Genomic DNA, 15,479 nt, shown 5'->3' on the forward strand with positions numbered 1-15,479 from the left:
CATTAGACTCGACGTTTTGCCTTGGCCTCTCGGTTCTTCTCTGTTGAGAGCGCGTATTGCGGGTTCTCCGGCCAGCGCGGGAAGTCTCGTGCAGACGGATCAGTAGCGAATCCAAGCTGAAGGAGCTTTGGTTGCGAATCACGTTTGCCGCGTCGGAGGGAGTACCGTACTCGAAAACCGGTGGTCTTGCCGATGTTGTTGGCGCTCTTCCAAAAACGCTTTCTGCACTGGGTCATGAACTCACAGTTTTCCTGCCGCGCTACCGGCGAACTCACCTGAAGGAAGCGCAGCTCGTTATTCCGAACCTCACGGTTCCAATGCAGGACTACCTGCTCTTTTGCCAAATCATAGACGGCGGAAAGCACGACGGAGTGCAATTCTACTTTGTCGACCATCCGGAATTTAGCTATCGTGACGGACTTTATGGTGATAGTCATGGCGATTATGTGGACAATGCTGAGCGCTTCACGATGTTTTGCCGCGCAGTAATCGAATCCTCCAAGCGATTCGGACCACCAGATGTTTTCCACGTTCATGATTGGCAGACATCTTTGATTCCGGTGTTGTTGCGCAGTTTGTACTCGCATGACGCTACTTTCGCGCTCACGGGAACAGTGTTAACGATCCACAACATTGGATACCAAGGTCTGTTTCCCAACAGCGTGATCCCGAAGCTTCTGCTGCCGTGGTCGCTGTTCACGATGGATCGTCTCGAGTTCTATGACAAAGTGAACTTTCTCAAGGGCGGGATCGTGTACTCGGACTACGTAACAACAGTGAGCCGAACCTACGCGAAGGAAATACAGGCTTACGATTTCGCTTTTGGACTTGCGGATACCGTCTCGAAGAAACGCGATCGTTTAATCGGAATTGTGAACGGAGCTGACTACGGCGAGTGGAATCCCGCAGCAGACCGCTATCTTCCGGCGAGATTCTCTGGTTCCGACCTCAGTGGCAAGGCGAATTGTAAGGAAGCCTTGCTCGAGCAATACGGAATATCAAAGGCTAGACTGCAGTCCCCAATCATCGGAATTATCTCGCGCTTTGCGGCTCAAAAAGGATTTGATTTGATAGAAACTGCTTTGCCCCGGCTGCTGCGGGAGGACGTCGTCCTGGTCGTTCTCGGAACCGGTGACAAGCATTATGAAGCGATGTTTCAGACCCTGCGCCGAAGCTTTCCAGATCGCTTGTCGGTGAAAATCGCTTACGACAATTCGCTGGCCCATCTGGTCGAAGCCGGAAGCGACATTTTCCTCATGCCGTCCCACTATGAACCTTGCGGCCTGACCCAGATATATAGCATGAGATACGGAACCGTACCCGTGGTTAGAGCTACGGGTGGCCTCGAGGATACGGTTGAACAATGGAATCCTAAGACTCGGACCGGAACCGGGTTCAAGTTTGCGCGCTACGATCCGGCGCAACTGATCGTCGCAGTGCGACAGGCGCTTTCAACCTTCAAGAACAAGGAGGACTGGAAGCAGTTAATGCTCAATGGCATGAGTCAGAACTTTTCCTGGGAGCAGCCCGCTCGTGAGTACGTCAGTGTTTACGAGAAAGCGCGATTGGTCCGGGTACCAAAATGATGTTTGATTCCCACTTACCTGCTGGGAAATAAGAATCGCAATACCGGTTCTACGCGATCTGCCCAGGCAGCTTCTTCGTGCTTGGCTCCGGGAATGACTTCGTAATGCAGATCGTCGCCTTCACGCCATCCTCTGGCGATAAGTGCCTGGTCGAGAAGATTGGCATCGCGCACTCCAGTCTTACTTTCCTCCGTACCCATCGAGAGCCAGATTTTCAGTCGCGGCTTCGGCTGGGTCTTCTGAATGATCTTGAGAATGGCTTTGTTGTCCCACCAGAGGGAAGGAGAAAGCACCGCTACTTTGCCGAAGACCTCAGGATGTGTGAATCCCAGATAGAGAGTTGCGAGTCCGCCGAGTGATGATCCGCCAAGACCGGTATGGTGCGCGTCACGCAGGGTGCGGTAGCGCGCTTCGATAAAAGGCTTAAGCTCTTCGACGAGCATGCGTCCGTAGAGCTCGGCATGTCCGCCACCAAGCTTGCGGTCGCGAGTAGGCGTGTACTCTTCGATGCGGTGCTTCCCGGTGTTGTAGATGCCTACGATGATCAAGGGTTCTATCTCACCGGATCGGATTAGCGCCTCGGCAGTCTCATCGACCTTCCAATCCATTCCCCGGACGTAAGCGGTCTCAGGATCAAACAGGTTCTGGCCGTCGTGTAGATATAGAACCGGGTAGCGGCTCTCACTGTGTTCGTAGTTTGGCGGAAGATAAACGACTAGATCGCGACGATAAGGCACGAAGTTAGAGATGAAGTTGTGGTGGCGCTGAACTCTGTCGGTGTTGTGAACATCAGTTTGTGATGTTTCTACTTCCGGCGCGGATTGAGAAACCTGCTCCGCGCCATTGGCTTCTGCAATGTCGAAATTTTCAGTAGACATCCTTTGCTGTTAGAGTACACGGCGCACTCAATGTTGCAAGCGGAAATCGTGCGGCGCGGCTATGAGCGGCATTCGGCTGTCGGCATTCGGCCAACTATCAGTTTGGTCCAGGCCGCAAAGGGAATTGGGCCGTGACGAAAGCCTCCGCGTGAGTCACACGAAAAGCTTGGTTGGCTGAATGCCGAAGGCCGACCAGCCGAAAGCCTATTTCCATGAACCGCGAGTATCACAAATGGTGGTCACCGCGTCTTGGACGCGATATGGAGCTGTTGGTCTTCGGGCATGCCGGCTTGCCCGCAATCGTGTTCCCCACTTCGCAGGGTCGCTTTTTTGAGTTTGAGGATCGCGGCATGGTGGGCGCAATCTGGCGCAAGATTGAGAGTGGAGGCTTGCAGCTCTATTGCGTTGACAGCGTTGACAGCGAGAGCTGGTACAACAAGAATGTTCCTCCCCGCTGGCGGATTGCACGCCACGTGCAATATGAAGACTATGTGCTGCACGAAGTCGTCCCGCTGATTAAATTGAAGAATTCGCGCTGGGATCTCGCCACTACGGGATGTTCGTTCGGCGCATATCACGCCATGAACCTGGCCTTGCGCCATCCCGATTTGGTAAGTGGGAGCGTGAGCATGGGCGGGGCATTCGACATCATTCAATTTCTAAACGGCTACTACGACGATGACGTTTACTTCAACAATCCTCCACATTATTTACGCAACATAAGCGATGGCTGGCATCTGGATCGCTGCCGGCAGAACAAGTATGTATTAGCGACAGGAGAGCACGACATGTGCTGGAACGAAAACGAACGTCTCGCCGAAATCATGCGGGACAAGCATATTCCACATCGGCTCGATGTATGGCGCGATCAGACCGGCCACGATTGGCCCTGGTGGCAACGAATGGCGCAGGTGTATTTCGCATAAAGGCAGCAATTAGCGATGATCCATTAGCCATTGGCGAAAGCGCGAGCCCGGCCATTCGGCGGACTATGGCTGCTGCGCAGCCTGGGCTGGAGGCCGGCATGTGCTCAAAGAAGTAGAATAGAAGACCCCTCTGGAGCCTCAAATGGCCACTCACAAAATCGGCATCATCTTTGGCATGGAGAACACTTTTCCTGGCGCCTTCGTCGAAAAAGTCAATTCCATGGGTAATCGCGACGTACATGCGGAGTTCATCAAGATTGGCGGCATTCGTATGGCGGAGCCAAGCGGCTACAGCGTGATCGTTGATCGCATCTCGCATGACATTCCGTTTTATCGTGCGTATCTGAAGAACGCCGCCCTCAACGGCACGATCGTGATCAACAATTCATTTTGGTGGAGCGCCGACGATAAATTCTTCAACTACGCGCTGGCCGAGAAGTTGGGTGTTGCGGTGCCGCCGACCGTGATCCTGCCGCATAAGGAGCATCCACCGGGAACGACCGATCAATCCATGCGCAACCTGATCTATCCCATGAATTGGGATGAGGTCTTCCAATATGTCAAATTCCCAGCGTTTCTCAAGCCATTCAATGGTGGAGGATGGCGCGACGTGTATCACGTGCACACGCCCGAAGATTTCTTCCGTGCCTACGATCAGACGCGCGATCTCTGCATGACGCTGCAGCGCGCAGTGAAGTTCCAGGAATACTTCCGTTGCTACGTTGTCGGGCAAGAGAAGGTACACATCATGCAATACGATCCTCGGCGACCACATCACGAGCGATATGTGAAAGATGGTCCGAAGATCGATCCTAAGCTGCTGGAACGAGTGGAGCGCGATGCGCTCACGCTTTGCCGGGCACTCGGGTACGACTTGAACACGGTCGAGTTCGCGTGCGAGGACCGAATTCCGTATGCAATCGATTTCATGAATCCAGCTCCGGATGCGGACGTGAATTCCGTGGGACAAGATAACTTCGACTGGATCGTCAATGCCGTCGCAGAGCTGGCTGTGAAGAAAGCATTGAGCGACGAGAATCCAGCTCGAGAGCTGCGCTGGTCGGCCTTCCTTGCAGGCGGATCGTCTGGCTCTTCAAAGACCACTGCCGTGAAATCGCCAACAAAAACGCGAATCAAGGCTCCAGCGCAAACGGGTTTGAGTGCCTGAGCGAAAACACCATGAAGCCGTCATTCACCATCGGTATTGAAGAGGAATATCAGACAATCGATCCTGAGACCCGAGATCTGCGTTCGCACATCCACAGCGAGATCATCGCCAAGGGCAAGCGAATCATGGAAGAGCAGATCAAGGCGGAGATGCACCAGTCTGTCGTAGAAGTGGGAACTGGCGTTTGCAAGAACATCAAGGAGGCCAAGAAGGACATTCGCAAGCTGCGCCACGACATGATCAAGCTCGCCAAAGACAATGGACTCTTGCTCGCCGCAGGCGCTACGCATCCCTTTGCCGATTGGCGATCGCAGGAAATTTATCCGGACGAGCGCTACCGCAAAGTCGTCGAGGACTTGCAGCTTGTGGCACGCGCCAACCTGATCTTCGGATTACATGTCCACGTCGGTATTGAGGATCGTGAAACCACGATCCATGTGATGAACCAGGCACGCTATTTTCTGCCGCACCTTCTCGCGCTTTCTGCGAATTCTCCATTCTGGTTGGGAATGAATACGGGACTAAAGTCCTATCGCTGCAAAGTGTTCGACAAATTCCCGCGAACCAACATTCCCAATTCGTATTCCAGCTGGTCGGAGTACGAGAACTTCGTGAATTTACTCATCAAGACCAACTGCATCGATAACGCTAAGAAGATATGGTGGGATATCCGCCCGCATCCGTTCTTCAATACACTCGAGTTCCGAGTGTGCGATATTCCCATGCGTCTCGAAGAGACGATTGCGCTGGCTGCTCTTATTCAGGCCACCATCGCGAAGCTCTATAGGTTGCACTCGCGCAACCAGGGATTTCGCATCTATGGGCGGGCACTGCTCATGGAAAACAAATGGCGCGCTGCTCGCTATGGTCTCGACGGCAAACTGATCGACTTCGGCATTGAAGCCGAGGTCAACGAGCGCGATCTCATTTACGAATATCTGGAGTTTGTTGACGATGTGCTCGACGAGCTAGATAGCCGGGAAGAGATCAACTATATTCATCGTATCCTTGAGATGGGGAACGGCGCTGACCGTCAGCTCAAGGCGTTTGAAGAAACCGGAGATCTGAAGAAAGTGGTCGACTACATGGTGGAAGAGACGAAGGTAGGCGTGTTTGACACCGAAACCGCTTCGGTGACTCACTGATGGGAGTAGTTAGTACGCGCGACAGCGCAATCCGCACGCCAGATCGCCTTAACGTTCCAATCGATCCGGAATTGGCTCCCGGAGCCCGCAATGCGGTTCGCATTTGCCTCCGCATTCAGCCAACGGAAAAAGTCACGATCATTACCGATCTTGTGAGCCGCGAGATTGCGGCGAGCATTGCAAGAGAAGTGGAGACCGTGGGTTCTCCTTTCAATGCATTTGTCCTCGAAGATCTCGCTTCGCGACCGCTGACCGGCCTACCGGTAGAGATCGCCGATGACCTCGAAACCAGTCAGGTCAGTATCTTCGCGGTTCAGGTCCAGACCAACGAGCTGCGCTCGCGCATGCAGATGACCGACATCGTAAATCGCCGGCATATCCGGCACGCGCACATGGTGAACATTAACCGGCAGATCATGCTCGAAGGCATGCGCGCAGACTTTCTGAAAGTGGATCGCATCAGCAGCAAAGTCCTGGAAATGGTGAGCGGGGCAAAGCAGATCAAAGCCCGGACGCCTGCGGGAAGCGATTTCGTTGCCGATATCGAACCGAGCTACAGGTGGCTCAAAACCAGCGGTCTGATCAGTCCTGACAAGTGGGGAAATCTACCTGGTGGCGAGATCTTTACTACGCCGGGCGAAGTGAACGGCACCTACGTGATCGATGGAGTTGTCGGAGATTATCTGTGCGCGAAATTCGGCGATCTCAAGCAGACGCCGCTCACGATCCGGGTAAAAGGGAATCGGCTGACCGAAGCTTATAGCGACAACAAAGAATTGGAGCAGGATTTCTGGGCATACACCCATACTGATGACAACAGCGATCGTGTCGGTGAGTTCGCTATTGGCACCAACATCGAATTAAAAGACGTGATCGGGCACATCCTGCAGGATGAGAAATTTCCTGGCATCCATATCGCATTCGGCAATCCTTATGGAGAGCACACCGGCGCCAAGTGGTACTCATCGACTCACATCGATGTTGTTGGGCGAAGATTTGATATTTGGGTCGATGATCAGCAAATCATGCGCGAAGGCAAGTTTTTGATGGAGGCTTAAGATCTATTCACCACGGAGTCACGGGGTCACGGAGAGGCCTTTTGTCATTGCGAACCGCCTTCGGCGAGGAATCTCCACTTTGGCCCGAACGGCACGCACTGCCGATGGTTGATGTTTAAAATGTCGGGCGCATGATTCCGCACCTTCGTCGCGCGTTTAATCAGCAATTCACTCCCGAGAAGTACAGAAAATTCCTTACAGCACTTGACCGCCGCTGTGGCACACCAGTGAAATTCCGCGTTGCGGAAACCCCCTGCTTTTTCCCTAAATCACTACTAGACAAGATGGCCGAAGAAGGCACAATGCTTGTGAACCAACTGCTCGACAGTGGGGCGTATCGCAAGCAGTCCGACGCAACGATTCCGAGCGAATACAACGTGCCGAACGAGTCGAATCACCCAATGTTCTTGCAGGTCGACTTCGGCCTCACTTGCACACGCGGCAAGGTAGAACCTAAGTTGGTGGAGCTGCAAGCGTTCCCTTCGCTCTATGCATATCAGCCCGCACTCACGCAGGAATATCGCAAGAGCTATTCGCTCGATCCGGCGACGCATGCTTTCCTGTCGGGACTCGATTTCGACAGCTATCACCAGCTTCTGCGCCAAGCAATTGTCGGAGAACATTCTCCGGAGAACGTGATCCTGCTTGAGATCGATCCAATGGAGCAAAAGACGCTTCCGGATTTTCTGCTTACGAAAGAGCTGTGTGGTATTGAGACAGTGAATGTCCTCGACCTGCTGAAGCAGGGAAGAGCGCTCTATTATGAGAAACATGGCAAGCAAGTCCGAGTAGAGCGAATCTACAATCGCATGATCGTCGATGAGGTCATACGAAAGGCGATCAAGCTGCCGTTCGACTTACGTGACGATCTCGATGTCGAGTGGGCCGGTCATCCCAACTGGTATTTTCGTATCAGTAAATTTTCTATTCCTTTTCTGAAACACGCGTCCGTGCCGCGCACATGGTTTCTTGATGAACTCGATTCATTGCCTGGCGATCGAGAAAACTATCTGCTCAAGCCGCTCTATTCGTTTGCGGGAATCGGGATCAAGTTTGCGCCAACGGACGAAGACATCGCTGCGATTCCACAACAGCAACGCCACGAGTACATCATTCAGGAGCGGATCGCGTTTGAGCCAGTAATCGATACTCCTCATGGTATGACGCAGGCGGAGATTCGCATTATGTACATCTGGCGCGATGGCGACCCGCAGCCCACACCGGTGCTCACTCTAGTGCGGATGGGGCGCGGCAAGATGATGGGCGTTGATCACAATCGCAATCTCGAATGGGTTGGTGGCTCAGCCGGACTTTGGGCCGACTGATCCTGCTATCCTTTTCTGTTTGTCCAGGTATAGACGCAGCATGCTGCGTCTCTACCATTACAGTTTCCAGGAGAGTCTATGAGTAGAGTTGCTGTTCTCGTCGTGAGCACCGTCCTGCTTGCTGCACAGGATGTGCCGAATCCGCCCAAGGAGTTTGATGGCAAGAGCTGGTGGGATCACGTTAAGGTTCTGGCCGATGACGACATGGAAGGACGTGAAACCGGCAGCCCTGGATTGAAGCGAGCGGAGGCGTACGTAGTTAACCAGCTGAAGCAGTCCGGCGTTGAGCCCGCCGGCGAGAACGGCTACTACCAACCGGTGAAGCTAACTTCACGCGAGATTGACGAGAAGAACTCCAGCATGGCGCTGGTGAAAGACGGCAAAGCTGAACCCTTGACCCTGGGAGAGGATGCCTTCTTCTCAACGCGGGCGGAGCTTGCTCCTCAGGTAGAAGCGCCGCTCGTCTTCGTTGGCTACGGCTTGAAAGTTCCAGAACTGAACTACGACGATCTCGCCGACCTCGACCTCAAAGGAAAGATCGCAGTGATTTTTGGCGGAATTCCATCGAACATCCCTGGACCTCTTGGGTCGCATTATTCGACTGTTGCCGAGCGCTGGAAGGCTTTGAAGGCGGCCGGAGCAATTGGCGCTTTCAATATTCCCAATCCTGCGTCGATGGATATTCCATGGTCGCGAATGAGTTTGTCGCGCACCCATCCAAGCATGGATCTCGTGGGAGCGGAGTTCAATGAGACTGCCGGTGAAAAGATCGGCGGCGTTATCAATCCTGCGCGCGCCGACAAGTTCTTCTCCGCCTCCGGCCATTCCTTTCAGCAGATTCTGGACGCCAGTAAAGATCGCAAACAGCTCCCGCGCTTTCCGCTCAACATTTCGCTCCGCGCTCGCACAAAGACTGTCACGCGTCCGGTCGAGTCAGCAAATGTGATTGGCAAGCTGACTGGCACGGATCCAACTCGGAATAACGAATATGTTGTTCTCTCAGCGCACATCGATCATCTCGGCATAGGCGAGCCGATTAACGGAGACAAGCTCTACAACGGTGCCATGGACAATGCTTCCGGCGATGCCGTGCTGCTCGATGTAGCCGCCGCGCTGAAGAGTTCGCCGGAGAAACCGAAGCGGTCGCTGCTCTTCGTCTTCGTTACAGGCGAGGAGAAAGGATTACTCGGATCAAAATATTTCACAGCGCATCCGACGGTCCCAGCGAAGTCGATGGCAGCGAATATTAATATTGACATGTTCCTGCCGCTGTATCCCATGAAGGCGGTGACGGCCTATGGACTCAAGGAATCAGATCTTGGCGACGATCTGCGCCGAGTAGCGGAGAAAGACGGAGTCGAGGTGCAAGACGATCCTGAGCCGCAGCGCAACAGCTTCATTCGCAGTGACCAGTACAACTTCATTCGTCACGGAATCCCCGCGATCACAATGAAGGTCGGATACAAACCGGGATCTGCAGAGGACAAGGCCTTTCATGACTGGCTGCATGAACGTTATCACGCTCCTTCAGACGACCTGAACCAGCCCATCGATCAAAACGCGGCGGGCAAGTACGAACAGGTGATCAGTCAGCTGATGCTAACGATCGCAGATAACGACAAACGGCCAGAGTGGAAGCAGGAGAGTTTTTTCCGTCGCTACGCGCACACCAGCAGCGGAGATTGAAGCTCAGCTTCAGGACTCGCGCAGACGAAACAGGATGGCGTAGAGGTGATGAGCCTCGTGTAGCAAGAAGAACTCAAGCCAGAGTGGGACATCCATCTCGCCCAAAACGGGATGGATACCTGTCCTTGCGAGTTGCTCATCAGAAAGAGAGCTGAGCTGGCTGCGCACGTCTCTGCGAAGTTGTCGGATGCGCGCGAGCAGCAGATCTACAGGTAGAGGTGACCACGATGGCCATAGCTCGTCATCTTCTGCGCGATAGCGCCCAAACTGAGGCCGATCTTCGCGCAGAATGCGATTCAGGCGTTCGAGAAATACTTCGTGGTATCGGCAAAGATGGGCGAGGTTCACCCTTGCGGACCATTTTCCAGAAGCAGGCACGCGATTCCATTCGTCAGCAGTTTTATTTGCGACGAACGCGCTAAGCGAGTCGAGTTGGTCACGCAGACGCGCTACTGCAAGTTGGTTCAACATGCCGGTGTAGATGTGCGGGGATCAGTGTATGCCACAAAAAGAACAGACCCCGCCGGAGCGGGGTCTGTTGTCAGGAGTTGGTTACTTACTGGCGCGCGCTTCGGCGAAGTCACGATGAACTTCGGCAATGAACTCTCGAGCCGACCCAGGCGTACGGATTTGTCCGTTCAAGATTTGCGTGAAGGGAACTTCGCGTCCATAGACGTCCTTCGTCGATTTATCATCCTGTTTCACCTCAGCACCGTTGATGTCGATGCCGGCGAAGAGGCCTTTTGTCCGCGAATAGGTCAGGATTTCAGAGTCCAATTTAATGTTGGTGTCCGCAGCAACCGTTCGCCCAACCGGACCGGCAGCAGCGCTGGCGTCCACACCGACTTTGAACTTGCTGGAAAGCAGCTTCTGCACGCCCTTGTCGTTCATGACGAGCATGAGAATGTCCGTCGAGGAACCACCGATCTGCGCTCCCCAGCTTCCTCCACCAAGGAACACGGGTGCCGGTGCGCTCCATTGCGCAGTGTTATTGGAAAGACGGCAAGTCGCGAAGCCGCGGCCATAGCTTCCACCGAATCCCAGTGCAGCTTTCTTCTGGTTCGGGATGATGACCACGCATTTCGCATGGCTCAGCAAGTCTGACGGAACTCCCTTATCGGGCGCACCAAACATTTCTTTCAATGTTGAAGTAGCTTCATCAAAACGCTTGGCAACGGCTGGATGATCGTCCTCGAGCTTGCTCTTCGAAGTGTCCGTTTGCGCGAATGTGACCGTGCCGAATGCAAGCAGGAACAGTGTCAAAAATAAACTCTTCATTAGTACTCTCCCTATCCTCTTCAAAGGCTCATTGAGAGCTTCGTGTGTATGGATGAGGAGAGCTTCGGCTGCGTTGTGTGCTACTCCCGTGTATTTGGAGTGCATTCCAGGTCAGCAACTCTGCTAATCCAGGAGAAATCGGCTCCAGGTCAGGCGAGCGGGTCAAGTGTGCGCCAACTCCAGCCCTGACGCGCGATCAACAAGTCCGCTCCCTCGGGCCCTGCACTACCTGCCGGGTAGTTTGGGAAGTTTGGAGCACGAAGTTCTGCCCAGGCGTCCTCGATCGGCGTAATCAGCCGCCACTCGGCCTCGGCTTCATCGCGGCGAGTGAACAACGTCGCATCCCCGCGCATGGCGTCCAGCAGCAACGTCTCGTAAGCCACCGGACTTTTTGTGCCAAATGCCTCGCGATAACGGAAATTGAGTTGGACGTTGGCGGTGTGCATCTCCGTTCCGGGCCGTTTCGCGGCGAAATCTACCGAGATGCCTTCGTTCGGCTGAATGCGGAAGGCGATGACGTTACGCTCAATTTCGTGGTCGCTCTCATGTGCAAACAGGGTCTGAGGAGTTCGTTTGAAGTGAACTGCAATTTCCGTCAGGTTGCGGGAGAGCCTCTTGCCCGTCCTTAGAGAGAAGGGAACCCCAGCCCAGCGCCAGTTGTCGATGAAGAATTGCACAGCCGCGTAGGTTTCGATCTTCGAATTGGGGGAAACTCCTGGCTCCTGGCGATAACCGGGTACGGGTTTGCCGTCGATTTGGCCCTGCCCATATTGTCCGCGCACCGTACGATCGGGAACTTCTTCAACACTCATCGGCCGGATGGCGCTTAGCACTTCTACCTTTTTGCCACGAACCGAGCTGGCATCGAAAGCCAACGGCGGCTCCATCGCGGTGAGGCTGAGCAGTTGAAGCATGTGGTTGGCAACCATGTCGCGCAAGGCTCCGGTTTCTTCGTAGAAGCCGGCGCGCTGCTCCACCCCGAGAATCTCGGCGGCGGTGATTTCCACGTAGTCGATGTAGTTTCGATTCCAGATCGGTTCGAAGAGCAGGTTCCCGAAGCGGAACACCAAAATATTCTGGACAGTTTCTTTGCCGAGATAGTGGTCGATGCGATAGACATCTTCCTCCTGGAATACAGAACGAAGCACTTCATTCAACCTGCGCGCCGAATCCAGATCGTGGCCAAACGGCTTCTCTATGACAATCCGCGTCCACCCTTTCTCGTTGCGGTGTAGTCCAGCGGCTCCGAGTCCCCTGATGATCTCATCAAATAAAGAACTGGGCGTTGCGAGATAAAAAAGCAGGTTGGGGCTGCAGTCTTTGCCTCGCATGTCTGCGAGGTACTTCGCGAGGCGCGGATAGATTTCAGGGTCGTCGGTGTCAGCAGTGAAGTAGCGGATACGCTTGGCGAATTCGCGCCAGCCTTCGGCAGAAAAGTTACGCGCGTCCTTCGAATGAGCCGCCGCTTCCTCCAGACTGTCGCGAAACTCTTCGTCTGAGAGTTGCTTCCTGCCCATCCCGACGATATCGAAGTGCGGCGACATGCACCCGACACAGGCGAGATCGTAGAGCGCCGGAATCAGCTTGCGTCGGGTGAGGTCTCCTGTCGCGCCAAAGATTACAAGGATGCAGGAGTCCGCCTTGGGCAGAGCGGGAGTTGTGTAAGCAGCCGTAGGTCTCGCTTCAACAATTGTCGCCATCTCAAATCCTCGCCTTCATTCGGATCTCACGTCACGAACCGATCGGCACGTAAACTTGTCGTTGGGTCACGAGTTCCACATTGGGAACCTCGGTGCTCAGCTTGATGCGCTCGAATCCAGATTTCTTTCCCGGCTGGGCTTCAAACGTGAGCAGGAATTGGTGCGAGATACGTTCTGTGAGATCCGTGAAATAGGGTCTGAAGGACGGAGGAGTGTCGTTGCCAACGTAATAGGCTTCTCCGCCGGTAGCATCGGCCATTTCGGATAGGTAGTTCTGTCCCCAATTGATCATCCAGGGAGAGTGGCCAAAGTGTCCTCCACCTCTTGCGTATAGAGCATTCACGACAACACCTCCGCGTTGCGCCTCCTCGATGGCGGAGTTCAGATATGGATCATCCAAGCCAACGCCGTCCCAAAAGCGATCGATACCATCTGTGATCATGATTACTTCTCTGGCGCTGTTGGATTGCGGCCACCTTTTGAGTAGATCCTGCAGGGCAAAGTACGGACTCGGAGAGGAGCCGCCATCTCCAATGCTCAAGCGCAGAGCCTTTGCCGCGAGGGCATGCTCGCTGGTTGGATTCTGCGCAACCAGTGCGGTTCCGTTTCGCATGTAAGCAATGCCAACGAGAACACTTACAGGTTGAGCGCTTATGAAATCGCGAATGTCGTTGAGCTTGCTGCCCATCTCCGAGGATGAAAGCGAATCATCGATGAGGACAAAGACCTGTGCTCCCACTTCGGGACTCAAAACGGACTGCCAGGCAAGCACCTTGTCACGCTGTTTGCCTTGAGTGATGGTTACATCTTCCTTGCGGACGGCGGGAACTTGCTTGCCATGTCGTGGTTCCACACTCACAAGAACTCTACTCTGAACTCCGGGAAATGCAGGCTCCTGCTGCGAAAAGGCAGGAACCGAAGAGGAAAAAGAGAAGACTGTAAGAACAATCGTTAGCCAAATCTGTGGGAGCTTCATGCGTTACTCCAACAGATTAGATTCCTATTAAGAGCTAGAGGATTCGCAATGCCCGCGCGCCGAAGCTGGTTCGACGCAAATCGGCTCACTTCTTCCTACTGCTGTACGACTTGTTTTGCTGTCGGACGAACTAAGAGCGCATCGATTTCTTTGCGGTCCCAACCTCCACCGAGAGCCTTTACCAGGAACACTGATGTCACTAGTCGCTGACCCTGAATCTGCGTGGCAAGCCGCTGGTTGCTAAGTAGCGTCTGCTCTGCAGTAATCACATCCAGATAAGTAACCAGCCCTCCAACATAGCGGTCGTTAGCAATGTTGAGATAACGCTGTGCATCGTTCACCGCTTTTGCTTGTGCCGAGGCCGCATCTGCCAGCGTTGTGAGTCCGGATAAACCGTCTTCAACTTGCTGAAAAGCAGTTAGGACCGTGTTGCGATATGTCGCAACTGAGCCCTGATATCCGGCCTTCGCGAAATCAACCTGAGCGTGAGTGCGACCACCGTTCAGAATCGGCTCCGCCGCAGAGACTCCCAGCGACCAAAACGTACTTGGCGCAGAGAAAAGGCTGGTGATGTCAGTGCTATTTAAACCACCGCCGCCGAACAGGGAGATTGATGGATAAAACGCGCTTCTTGCGACTCCGATTAGAGCATTCTGTGCCGCCATCTGGCGCTCAGCAGTAGCGATGTCGGGCCGGCGTTCGAGCACATCTGTGGGAACGCCGAGAGGTATGGCTGGGATCTGTGTGTTCAGAGTCGCAGGTTGCACGTGAAACGTTGGCGCCGGAGCGCCAACCAGCGTAGCGATCGCGTGTTCAAAAGTAGCGCGCTGCTCCTGCAAAAGACGAAGCTGTGCGCGAGCCGCATCGAGCACAGTCTCTTGCTGTGCAACGTCGAGTCCGGAGGCCACGCCACCAGCATGGCGATTGTTCACCAGAACAAGGCCCTTTTCGTCGTAGGCGATCGACTCCTGTACATCCCCGATCTCGGCATCGAGCTCGCGCAGGGTGAAGTAGTCAGCGGCTAAGTCTGAAGTAATCAGCAACCTGGCGTTCTCGAGATCGGCTGCCGTAGCCTGATAGGTTGCGTTAGCAGCTTCGACATTCCGACGCACGCGACCGAAAAGGTCGACTTCGTAATTCAGCTGAAACGGGAGCTGATAGACGTTCTGCGTGATTGCATTGCTGGGCGCAATCGCAGAAACGGCGGCGCGATTGGTTGAGAGTCGCTGCCGCTGCACACTGGCTCCGCCCGACAATGTAGGGAAGTAGCCGGCGACCTGAACACGCGCCAGGTCTCGTGCCTGCTCAACTCGCGAGGCGGCAACTTGAATCGATTGATTTGCGTTGAGCGACTGCTCTTCAAGTACGTCCAGCGCCGGATCCTGATACAGCTTCCACCATGTGCCTTTTGGAATCCCATCACGGGGCTCCGCGGCACGCCACGGTTCCTCAGAGGACCAGACCGGAGGAGTAGTGACGTTCGATCGTTGATACTTCGGTCCTGCGGCGCAGCCGGTCAAAATCAGCAGCAATAATGCCACGACAGCAAAATTCATCTTCTCTAAAGGCAAAGTGAGGACCTCGCAGCCTACTGGATTTCAATACGCAGAATCATCGATATCTTGCAGCGCAGCAACTCAGATGGTTACAAATCTTTACGTGCTCTCCCGCTGCTTAAGAGACGAGTAGCCCGTCTTGGTATCGGATAATAATAGATAGTTCTGGACGTGCAGATAGCACTGACGCGCCATCT

13 protein-coding genes are annotated in these 15,479 nt (G+C 54.2%); 7 read left to right on the forward strand and 6 right to left on the reverse strand.

All coding sequences use genetic code 11. From position 1 onward, the window contains the following. The first annotated feature begins 131 nt into the window (after positions 1-131). Positions 132-1,586: a glycogen synthase GlgA gene (locus DMG62_11795; GenBank protein ID PYY22757.1), complete on the forward strand. Its 1,455-nt coding sequence runs from the start codon at positions 132-134 to the stop codon at positions 1,584-1,586. 14 nt (positions 1,587-1,600) lie between these two features. On the opposite strand, the gene DMG62_11800 is transcribed toward DMG62_11795, so the two are convergent. Continuing rightward, positions 1,601-2,464, reverse strand: coding sequence for an esterase (locus DMG62_11800; protein PYY22691.1), 864 nt, complete (start codon positions 2,462-2,464; stop codon positions 1,601-1,603). Between the two features lie 212 nt (positions 2,465-2,676). Between DMG62_11800 and DMG62_11805 the strand changes: the two genes are divergently transcribed. The 6 genes from DMG62_11805 (at position 2,677) to DMG62_11830 (ending at position 9,772) form a co-directional block, all read left to right on the forward strand. Beyond that, positions 2,677-3,390 (forward strand): esterase, encoded by a 714-nt coding sequence (locus tag DMG62_11805; protein ID PYY22692.1) that lies wholly within the window; start codon positions 2,677-2,679, stop codon positions 3,388-3,390. A 142-nt stretch (positions 3,391-3,532) separates the two neighbouring features. Then, positions 3,533-4,558: a hypothetical protein gene (locus DMG62_11810; protein ID PYY22693.1), complete on the forward strand. Its 1,026-nt coding sequence runs from the start codon at positions 3,533-3,535 to the stop codon at positions 4,556-4,558. A gap of 11 nt (positions 4,559-4,569) precedes the next feature. After that, the gene (locus DMG62_11815; protein PYY22694.1) at positions 4,570-5,703 is read left to right on the forward strand and encodes a carboxylate-amine ligase; all 1,134 of its coding nucleotides are present in this window, start codon (positions 4,570-4,572) and stop codon (positions 5,701-5,703) included. Further along, the gene (locus DMG62_11820; GenBank protein PYY22695.1) at positions 5,703-6,761 is read left to right on the forward strand and encodes an aminopeptidase; all 1,059 of its coding nucleotides are present in this window, start codon (positions 5,703-5,705) and stop codon (positions 6,759-6,761) included. The genes DMG62_11815 and DMG62_11820 overlap by 1 nt, the downstream gene beginning before the upstream one ends. A 131-nt stretch (positions 6,762-6,892) precedes the next feature. Continuing rightward, the gene (locus DMG62_11825; protein PYY22696.1) at positions 6,893-8,086 is read left to right on the forward strand and encodes a hypothetical protein; all 1,194 of its coding nucleotides are present in this window, start codon (positions 6,893-6,895) and stop codon (positions 8,084-8,086) included. Between the two features lie 78 nt (positions 8,087-8,164). Next, positions 8,165-9,772: a peptidase M28 gene (locus DMG62_11830; protein PYY22697.1), complete on the forward strand. Its 1,608-nt coding sequence runs from the start codon at positions 8,165-8,167 to the stop codon at positions 9,770-9,772. A 9-nt stretch (positions 9,773-9,781) separates the two neighbouring features. Here DMG62_11830 and DMG62_11835 read toward each other — a convergent pair whose 3' ends face one another. The 5 genes from DMG62_11835 to DMG62_11855 form a co-directional block, all read right to left on the reverse strand. Continuing rightward, positions 9,782-10,243 (reverse strand): hypothetical protein, encoded by a 462-nt coding sequence (locus tag DMG62_11835; protein PYY22698.1) that lies wholly within the window; start codon positions 10,241-10,243, stop codon positions 9,782-9,784. Positions 10,244-10,324: 81 nt separating this feature from the next. Next, a complete protein-coding gene (locus DMG62_11840; GenBank protein ID PYY22699.1) occupies positions 10,325-11,155 on the reverse strand; it encodes a hypothetical protein in 831 nt (276 codons plus the stop codon). Between the two features lie 44 nt (positions 11,156-11,199). Next, positions 11,200-12,750, reverse strand: a complete 1,551-nt coding sequence (gene zwf / locus DMG62_11845; GenBank protein PYY22700.1) for a glucose-6-phosphate dehydrogenase — start codon at positions 12,748-12,750, stop codon at positions 11,200-11,202. A gap of 31 nt (positions 12,751-12,781) precedes the next feature. Beyond that, positions 12,782-13,726, reverse strand: coding sequence for a hypothetical protein (locus DMG62_11850; GenBank protein ID PYY22701.1), 945 nt, complete (start codon positions 13,724-13,726; stop codon positions 12,782-12,784). A 95-nt stretch (positions 13,727-13,821) separates the two neighbouring features. Beyond that, positions 13,822-15,282 (reverse strand): RND transporter, encoded by a 1,461-nt coding sequence (locus DMG62_11855; GenBank protein ID PYY22702.1) that lies wholly within the window; start codon positions 15,280-15,282, stop codon positions 13,822-13,824. Positions 15,283-15,479: the final 197 nt, after the last annotated feature.

The organism is Acidobacteriota bacterium, from assembly GCA_003225175.1.
Classification (GTDB): domain Bacteria; phylum Acidobacteriota; class Terriglobia; order Terriglobales; family Acidobacteriaceae; genus Gp1-AA112.

What these genes read in the sequence shown, in the direction of transcription:
- DMG62_11800 (PYY22691.1), bottom strand. Translation starts at nt 2,464, where the DNA reads ATGTCTACTGAAAATTTCGACATTGCAGAAGCCAATGGCGCGGAGCAG.
- DMG62_11805 (PYY22692.1), top strand. Translation starts at nt 2,677, where the DNA reads ATGAACCGCGAGTATCACAAATGGTGGTCACCGCGTCTTGGACGCGAT.
- DMG62_11810 (PYY22693.1), top strand. Translation starts at nt 3,533, where the DNA reads ATGGCCACTCACAAAATCGGCATCATCTTTGGCATGGAGAACACTTTT.
- DMG62_11815 (PYY22694.1), top strand. Translation starts at nt 4,570, where the DNA reads ATGAAGCCGTCATTCACCATCGGTATTGAAGAGGAATATCAGACAATC.
- DMG62_11820 (PYY22695.1), top strand. Translation starts at nt 5,703, where the DNA reads ATGGGAGTAGTTAGTACGCGCGACAGCGCAATCCGCACGCCAGATCGC.
- DMG62_11825 (PYY22696.1), top strand. Translation starts at nt 6,893, where the DNA reads ATGATTCCGCACCTTCGTCGCGCGTTTAATCAGCAATTCACTCCCGAG.
- DMG62_11830 (PYY22697.1), top strand. Translation starts at nt 8,165, where the DNA reads ATGAGTAGAGTTGCTGTTCTCGTCGTGAGCACCGTCCTGCTTGCTGCA.
- DMG62_11835 (PYY22698.1), bottom strand. Translation starts at nt 10,243, where the DNA reads ATGTTGAACCAACTTGCAGTAGCGCGTCTGCGTGACCAACTCGACTCG.
- DMG62_11840 (PYY22699.1), bottom strand. Translation starts at nt 11,155, where the DNA reads ATGCACTCCAAATACACGGGAGTAGCACACAACGCAGCCGAAGCTCTC.
- zwf (PYY22700.1), bottom strand. Translation starts at nt 12,750, where the DNA reads ATGGCGACAATTGTTGAAGCGAGACCTACGGCTGCTTACACAACTCCC.
- DMG62_11850 (PYY22701.1), bottom strand. Translation starts at nt 13,726, where the DNA reads ATGAAGCTCCCACAGATTTGGCTAACGATTGTTCTTACAGTCTTCTCT.
- DMG62_11855 (PYY22702.1), bottom strand. Translation starts at nt 15,282, where the DNA reads ATGAATTTTGCTGTCGTGGCATTATTGCTGCTGATTTTGACCGGCTGC.